Raw genomic sequence first — 7919 nt, 5'->3', positions numbered from 1 at the left:
ATGATCCAGATTTATTTAAATCACTATTTCCATGGAGTAATCTTCCTGCTGAATGCTATTTAAATAAAAAGGATTGAAAATAAGCGGTTAATGACTGTCAACGTGACGAGTTATTAACCGCTTACGTTGCAATGTAATCTTTATTTGGTTTTTAAGTTTCTAAATTGTCTAGTTATAGTGGATACAAGTATAATACCACTTGATAAGGTTCCAGCTCTAGCTGTTGTATCTACTGCAAGCTCAATAGCCCCAGATAGATTCGATGTAATGGCTTGATACATAGCATTATACATTCCAGCTCCAGGAACTAAAGGAATTAGACAACATATCAGAAGAGTTGTTACTGGAGTTTTCAGAATTCTAGCAAATACTTCAGAGTAAATACTAAAGAATACAGAGGCTATGAATAATGAGCTTATAGCTGAAAAATCAAAACTAAGTCCCAAAGAATAAACTAGCCAACCTAGTCCACCACCTAAGGCAGCGAAAAATAAATTTTTACCTTTTATATTAAACATAACTCCAAAACCGATTGAGGCTACAGTTGTAGCTATAGTTTCTAATATCATATAGTAGAACCTCCTAACATATTAATCCAGATACTTAGTATAGCTCCGGTACCTACAGCTATTGAAACTGCAATTAAAACAGCTTGAGAGGCTCGAATAAGGCCAGCTAAATAATCTCCAGCTATGATATCACGAATAGCGTTGGTAATCGATAAACCTGGTACTAATAACATTATAGAACCTATAACGGTCTTATCAACATTACTTGCCATGCCTAAAGTGAACATAAGGATAGCTAAAGTTGTAGCTAGAGCACTACTAATAGAATTTATAAAAAATTCATTTAGGCCTAATAGTTCAAATTTTTTATACATTAATTTCATAATACCACCGATTAAGCCTGCTGAGATTAAATCCTTAACATCTCCTCCGAAAAGCGTAGAGAAAATACCCGCGCATATACCTGCAAAAATAAGAACAACAGGCAAAGAATATTTATCTCCTACATTAATTTCCTTAAGCTGTTCATTAAAGTCATTTATTTCAATATGAGTACCTTGAATAACTCTAGATAAATTGTTAATTTTATCGACTTTGTTTAAGTCGACATCTCTAGCATTTACTCTTTTTATTAAAGAGAGAGTTTCTTTATTGTTTGAAATTGATACCATAATACCAGTAGGTGTAACAAAACTATCTGTTATTTCAATTCCATAGGAGGTGCAAATTCTACAGATAGTTTCCTCTACCCTATAGGTCTCAGCACCACTTTCAAGCATTATTCTTCCAGCGAAAGTAGCGACGTGGAGAATTTTATTCATGTCCATAATATATCTCCTTATCTTAATTAATATACTTCGTATTATAACACAAGTTGATTATTATATAAAAACTAGTTGATAAATGTCGGTATTAACCGTATACTTTATTAAAAAGATTGCTAGGGGTGACAAACATATGAATTATGAAAATTTAAAAAATGGAGACACACAAATTTACGGATTAATGGAAAAAGAATTAAAGAGACAAAGAAAAGGAATAGAGTTAATAGCATCAGAAAACTTTACAAGTGAAGCAGTAATGGAAGCTATGGGATCATGTTTAACTAACAAATACGCTGAAGGATATCCAGGAAAAAGATATTATGGTGGATGTTATGTAGTAGATCAAGTTGAAGATATAGCAAGAGATAGAGCTAAAGAACTTTTTGGAGGAGATCATGTTAATGTGCAACCACATTCAGGTTCACAAGCTAATATGGCTGTATATTTTACAGTATTGAATCCAGGAGATACTGTTTTAGGTATGGATTTAAGCCATGGCGGACATCTAACTCATGGATCACCAGTTAATTTTTCAGGGAAATTATATAATTTCGTTTCTTATGGAGTTGACACGAAAACTGAAAGAATAGATTATGATTTAGTAAGAAAACTTGCTATAGAACATAAGCCAAAGTTAATAGTAGCTGGAGCTAGTGCATATTCTAGAACTTTAGATTTCAAAAAGTTTAGAGAAATAGCAGATGAGGTTGGGGCATATTTAATGGTAGATATGGCACATATCGCTGGACTTGTAGCTGCCGGAATACATCCATCACCAGTACCATATGCACAATTTGTTACATCTACAACTCATAAGACTTTAAGAGGACCTAGAGGTGGATTAATAATATGTAATGAAGAATTTGCTAAGGCTGTAGATAAAAATATTTTTCCTGGTATGCAAGGTGGTCCTTTAATGCATGTTATTGCAGCAAAGGCAGTTTGTTTTAAGGAAGCATTAGATCCAAGTTTTAAGGAGTATATGACTCAAGTAGTTAAGAACTGTAAGGTTCTTGGAGAAGAATTAGTAAAAAGAGGTTTTAAACTTGTATCAGGAGGAACTGATAATCATTTAATTCTTGTAGATTTAAATAACAAGGATATAACAGGTAAAGAAGCTGAGAAACTTCTAGATTCAATAGGAGTTACTTTAAATAAAAACACTGTTCCAAATGAGACCAGAAGCCCATTTATTACATCAGGAATAAGAATAGGAACACCTTCTGTGACAACAAGAGGATTTAAAGAAGAAGATATGAAAGTTATTGCTGAAATAATAGATGAAGCAATTAAAAATAAGGATGGAGACTTTGAGTCATTAAAAGTAAAAGTTGAAGCTCTTTGTGATAAACATCCACTTTATTAGAATTTAGGTGCAATAAAAAAAATAACAGACTAGTATGCTTATCTATTATTTTCTTTGATTTGCCTTATGAGATGCACTGCTTTTTAAGTAGTGCATTTTTTATAGAGTAACTTTAATGGAAGTTATCTCTTTACCATGACCTGGATATAACAATCTTATATTAAGTAAACTAACTTTAAGAACACTTTTCCTTAACATATCTATATCTTCTACAATTAAAGCTTCAGTTGGATATATTACATTCATGAATGTGTCCCCAACTATAAGCTCATTATTATTAAGAAGAACACCTATTGAACCTTTGGTATGACCTGGAATATGAATTATCGTTGCATCTAGTCCAAACTTATTTAAAGAATCGCCATCTGAGAAAAATATATCTGGTTCGAAATTTTCTGTTGTAACCTTTTTAAGAGCTTTTAAAGACGTAAATCTTAGAAAATTACCTAAAAAGGAGTTTACATAAATATTATGTATACTATTATTTTTAGATAACTTATAATCATCAGAATGCATAGCTACTTTTGCATTAAAATGCTTGGACAAGAATGCTGTATTCCCAATTTGATCTATATGGCCATGGGTTAGAATAATAAGTGTTATATTATATCCTTCGAGTTTTTTAATTAGATAGTCCCTGTATTTCTCTCTTGCCGTATCTATTAAAATAGCGAAGCTATCACAGTCTAGTAAGTAACAGTTTACATTTCCGCAGGGAATTGTAAGTATTTTGCACATTAGTTTCACCGCCTATAAATAGTTTTTCGTTTATTATAGCATTAACAAGAAGAAAATTCAACAAATGGAATAAAAAGTAAGTATATTCTAAAGAATTCTACATAGAATTATTTTTTGTAGGATTTTGTGAGGAATTAAATAGATTTATTCAACTAAAATATGGGTATATGTTATAATTAAAAAGTTGAGGTGAAATGAGACGAAATATATAGATTTACATTGTGATACTGCAGGAAGAATATTATATGAAAATCAGGGACTAAAGAATAATACCTTTAAAATTGACATACAAAAATTAAGAAAAGGAGACGCCTTGGCACAGGTTTTTGCTTTTTTTATAAATTTAACAGAGAGAAAAGAGCCTACCTTAGAGTTTGAGATAATGTATGATAATTTTAAACAGGAATTAGAGAAAAATAAAACAGATATAGAATTAGTCACCAATTTTAAAGAGTTAATTAATGCTGAAAAATCAGGCAAAATAGGTGCATTTATATCCATTGAAGAGGGTGAAGTTCTAGGAGCAAAGGTTGAAAATCTTCAGATGGTTTATGATAAAGGAATAAGATTTATTACATTAACTTGGAACCATAAAAATACTTTAGGATATCCTAATTATCAATATTTCTATAAAAATAATGGATTAAAACCCCTAGGAATAGAAATGGTAGAAGAGATGGAAAGGCTAGGAATAGTCCCAGATGCATCTCATCTTTCTGATAAAGGTTTTTATGATTTAGTTAGTATATGTAAAAATCCATTTATTGTAACTCATTCAAATAGCCGAGAAGTAACAAACCATCCTAGGAACTTAACAGATGACATGATTAAGCTTTTAAGTAATAAGGGTGGAGTTATGGGAATTAATTTTTGCGCAGAATTTATTGGGAAAAATAAGGTGACATCTATAGAAGATATGGTAAAACATATTAAGCATATTAAAAATGTTGGAGGAATAGATGTACTTTCTTTGGGAAGTGATTTTGATGGAATAGAAAATGAAGTGGAAATAAAAGATGCTTCAAAAATGGGAGATTTATATCATTATCTAACTAAAACAGGATTTACAGATTATGAGATTGAAAAAATATTTTATAAAAATTCATTAAGAATATTTAAAGAAAACTTGAAATAAAGAGGATAAGAATATGAGTAAATTATTAGGAAAAGTAGCAATAGTAACTGGGAGTTCAAGAGGAATAGGTAGAGCTATAGCAATAGAATTAGCAAAAGAAGGCGCATCAATAGTAGTTAACTTTTCTAAGGATGAAGAAGGGGCAAAGAAAACTTTAGATCTGCTAAAGAGAATTGGTGTGTCTGCTATTGGAATAAAAAGAGATGTGTCTACCTTTGAAGAGACTGAGAAAATAGTTGAAGAAACAATTAAGCATTTTGGAAGAATAGATATTCTAATAAATAATGCAGCCACAAGTAAAATAGGAATATTTTTAGATTCAACTAAAAGAGATATAGATGAACTAATAGGCACAAATCTTTTAGGAACCATGTACTTAACAAGAAATGTCCTTCCTCATATGTTAGGTAAAGACGGAGTAATAATTAATATTTCCTCAATGTGGGGAGAAGTTGGAGCTTCTTGTGAAACTTTATACTCAACATCTAAGGGTGGTATTAATTCATTTACAAAGTCCTTGGCAAAGGAGATGGCTCCATCCAATATAAGAGTTAATGCAATAGCTCCCGGAGTCATTGATACTAAGATGAATTCATTTTTAACAAAAGAAGATAGAGAAGAGCTAGAAAATGAAATTCCTATGGGGAGGTTTGGCTTAGCTTGCGAGATTGGAAAGGTTGCAGTCTTTTTATGTAGTAATGAATCATCGTATGTTACGGGACAAATTCTAAGAGTTGATGGTGGAATGATTTAATAAGGCACAATCAAAAAAAAGAAAGTTGGTAAATTTTAATGAAAGCATTAGAAATTAATAATTTATCCTTTAAGTACAAAGAGCTAGATAAGCTTATATTGGAGGATCTATCCTTTAGTATAGATAAAAATGAGTTTGTTACAATTATAGCTCCAAGTGGAACTGGAAAGAGCACTCTTTTCAGATTGATTTTAGGATTATTAAAACCAAATAAGGGAAATATAAATATAGAAAATCAAAATAAAAAAAATGTCATAGGGTATATGCCACAAAAGGATTGCTTAATGCCTTGGAGAAGTATACTGGATAATACCTCTGTAGGCCTGGAATTAAACGGATATAGTAAAAGAAAAGCTAGAAAAATAGCTCAAGATTACTTTGAAAGTTTTAATCTTCAGGGAACAGAAAAGCTTTATCCTCATGAATTATCAGGTGGTATGAGACAAAGGGCTTCTTTTTTACGAGCAATAGTTAACAATCCGCCATTATTACTACTAGATGAGCCTTTCTCGTCCTTGGATTCATTAACAAGACGGAAGATGCAGGAGTGGTTATTAGATCTTTGTGAAAAGGAAAAAAATACTGTGTTTATGATAACTCATGATATTGAAGAGGCTTTACTTTTATCTGATAGGATATTAATTTGTACCCAGCTTCCCTATAAAAATTTAAAGTCTATTGATGTTAATATTAAAAGACCGAGAACATATGAGACGAGTCTTACAAGTGAATTTATAGAATTAAAAAGATCTATTCTAAATATATTAGACGATTTAGAGGCAAATAAGGAGGGAAAACAGAATGAAAAAGATTAACAATATTATTTTTCCTCTAATATTTGTTTCTATAATACTTTTCTCTTGGGAAGTATTAATACCATATTTTCAAGTTCCTGATTTTATTCTACCTAAATTTTCTAAGATTTTAGTAGCATTATGGGAACAAAAAGAAATTTTATATACACATTCTTTAACTACCTTAGGGGAAGCTGTTCTTGGATTAAGTATATCTGTAGTTATAGGTATATTATGTGCTTTCTCCATATATTCTTGGAAGAATGTAGGAAAAACATTATATCCAATAATAATATTTTCTCAGACTATTCCCATAATAGCCTTATCACCAATAATGGTTATGTGGTTTGGATATTCTATATGGTCAAAAGTAGCCGTAGTAATATTATTTTGCTTTTTCCCTATAGTTGTAAGTACACTAGATGGCTTAAACAGTGTAGATAAAGACTTAGAAGATGTTCTAAAAGCCTTAGGTGGAAGCAAAACTAAGATATTCATGAAATTACATATGAGGTCAGTATTACCTAACTTTTTAAGTAGCTTCAAGATAGCGGCTACATATAGCATTGCAGGGGCAAGCATAGGAGAATGGCTTGGTGCTGACAAGGGGCTAGGTATGTATGTGAAAAGAGTAGCAGGAATGCTACAATCAGATTCGGTTTTTGCAGGAGTATTAGTTCTATCATTTTTAGGATTACTTTTATTTTCAATAGGAATTATATTAGAAAAGATTTTACTAAGATACAGAAAAGAAATAAAGGAGAGTAATTATGAAATTAAGAAAATTTAGTATGTTATTAGTTGCAGTTATGGGGTTAAGTTTTGTATTAACTGCATGCAGTAAGGTGGAATTAGAAAATAGTAATACAGAATTAAAGGAAATGGATGTTCTTTTAGATTGGTATCCAAATGCAGTTCATTCATTTTTATATGCGGCAGAAGAACAAGGATATTTTGAAGAAGCAGGACTTAAGGTTAATTTAATTACACCAGCAGGAACAGATGATGGAATTAAATTAGTAGCAGCAAATAAAGCTGATTTAGCTATAAGCTATCCAAAACAGGTGATTTTAGCTAAAGGAGAAGATATTCCTGTGGTTTCCGTAGGAACAATAGTTAGAAGTCCTTTAAATCAACTTATAGTTCGCAAGGATTCAGGGGTTAATAATTTAAAAGACTTAGAAGGGAAAAAGGTAGGGTTTCCATCTTTTGAGGTTGATAAAGAAACGGTAAAAGCAATGATTACAGAAGCTGGAGGAGATCCCTCTAAGGTTGAATTTATAGATGTAGGATATGATTTAATGCCTGCTATACAAACTAAAAGAGTTGATGCGATTATAGGTGGTTATATAAATCATGAAAAGATTTTATTAGAAGATGAAGGAATTGAGTTAGTTACCTTTAATCCAACGGATTATAAAATTCCTAGTAATTATGAGTTATCATTTATAGCTAGTGAGGATGGAGTTAGTAATAATAAGGATAATATAGAGGCATTTTTAAATGCAGCAAAAAAAGGATTTGATTATACTAAAAATAATCCTGATAAAGCTATAGATTTATTATTAGAAGTTCAAAATGAAAGTTTTCCACTTGAACCAGAGGTAGAAAAGAAGAGTTTAGATATATTACTTCCTCTAATGGAAAATGATGAGGAGACTTTCCTAAGTCAAAAGGAAGAGAACTGGAGTAATTATTCTAAATGGTTAGAGGAAAAAGGGATACTTAAAAACAAGATTGATATTAAAGATATTTTTACAGAAATAATCAAATAATAATTTAAAGCTCTGGAATCTAAT

Annotated in this window: 9 protein-coding genes; 6 read left to right on the top strand and 3 right to left on the bottom strand. The window is 31.0% G+C overall.

What is annotated here, in order from left to right; translation table 11 throughout:
- Positions 1 to 140: 140 nt before the first annotated feature.
- On the bottom strand, positions 141 to 569 hold the full coding sequence (locus CLVI_RS10730; protein WP_106060130.1) for a threonine/serine exporter family protein: 429 nt from the start codon (positions 567 to 569) through the stop codon (positions 141 to 143).
- The gene (locus CLVI_RS10725; protein WP_106060129.1) at positions 566 to 1336 is read right to left on the bottom strand and encodes a threonine/serine exporter family protein; all 771 of its coding nucleotides are present in this window, start codon (positions 1334 to 1336) and stop codon (positions 566 to 568) included. The genes CLVI_RS10730 and CLVI_RS10725 overlap by 4 nt, the downstream gene beginning before the upstream one ends.
- A 130-nt stretch (positions 1337 to 1466) precedes the next feature.
- Between CLVI_RS10725 and CLVI_RS10720 the strand changes: the two genes are divergently transcribed.
- Positions 1467 to 2699, top strand: a complete 1233-nt coding sequence (locus CLVI_RS10720; protein WP_106060128.1) for a serine hydroxymethyltransferase — start codon at positions 1467 to 1469, stop codon at positions 2697 to 2699.
- A 99-nt stretch (positions 2700 to 2798) separates the two neighbouring features.
- Here the strand turns inward: CLVI_RS10720 and CLVI_RS10715 are convergent, their stop codons facing one another.
- Positions 2799 to 3437 (bottom strand): MBL fold metallo-hydrolase, encoded by a 639-nt coding sequence (locus CLVI_RS10715; RefSeq protein ID WP_106060127.1) that lies wholly within the window; start codon positions 3435 to 3437, stop codon positions 2799 to 2801.
- A 208-nt stretch (positions 3438 to 3645) separates the two neighbouring features.
- Here CLVI_RS10715 and CLVI_RS10710 point away from each other — a divergent pair, with 208 nt between their 5' ends.
- From CLVI_RS10710 to CLVI_RS10690, 5 genes are read left to right on the top strand one after another with little or no spacing between them, the layout of a single operon-like run.
- Positions 3646 to 4572 carry a dipeptidase gene (locus CLVI_RS10710; RefSeq protein WP_106060126.1) on the top strand — a complete coding sequence of 309 codons (927 nt, stop codon included), beginning with the start codon at positions 3646 to 3648 and terminating at the stop codon, positions 4570 to 4572.
- A 13-nt stretch (positions 4573 to 4585) separates the two neighbouring features.
- Positions 4586 to 5326 (top strand): elongation factor P 5-aminopentanone reductase, encoded by a 741-nt coding sequence (gene ymfI / locus CLVI_RS10705; protein ID WP_106060125.1) that lies wholly within the window; start codon positions 4586 to 4588, stop codon positions 5324 to 5326.
- A gap of 38 nt (positions 5327 to 5364) precedes the next feature.
- Positions 5365 to 6141, top strand: a complete 777-nt coding sequence (locus CLVI_RS10700; protein WP_106060124.1) for an ABC transporter ATP-binding protein — start codon at positions 5365 to 5367, stop codon at positions 6139 to 6141.
- The gene (locus CLVI_RS10695; protein WP_106060123.1) at positions 6128 to 6910 is read left to right on the top strand and encodes an ABC transporter permease; all 783 of its coding nucleotides are present in this window, start codon (positions 6128 to 6130) and stop codon (positions 6908 to 6910) included. The genes CLVI_RS10700 and CLVI_RS10695 overlap by 14 nt, the downstream gene beginning before the upstream one ends.
- On the top strand, positions 6891 to 7895 hold the full coding sequence (locus CLVI_RS10690; RefSeq protein WP_106060122.1) for an ABC transporter substrate-binding protein: 1005 nt from the start codon (positions 6891 to 6893) through the stop codon (positions 7893 to 7895). Before CLVI_RS10695 ends, CLVI_RS10690 begins: the two co-directional genes overlap by 20 nt.
- The last annotated feature ends 24 nt before the right edge of the window (positions 7896 to 7919 follow it).

It is taken from the genome of Clostridium vincentii, from assembly GCF_002995745.1.
Lineage (GTDB): Bacteria > Bacillota > Clostridia > Clostridiales > Clostridiaceae > Clostridium > Clostridium vincentii.
This window is presented reverse-complemented; position numbering and strand designations above follow the sequence as displayed.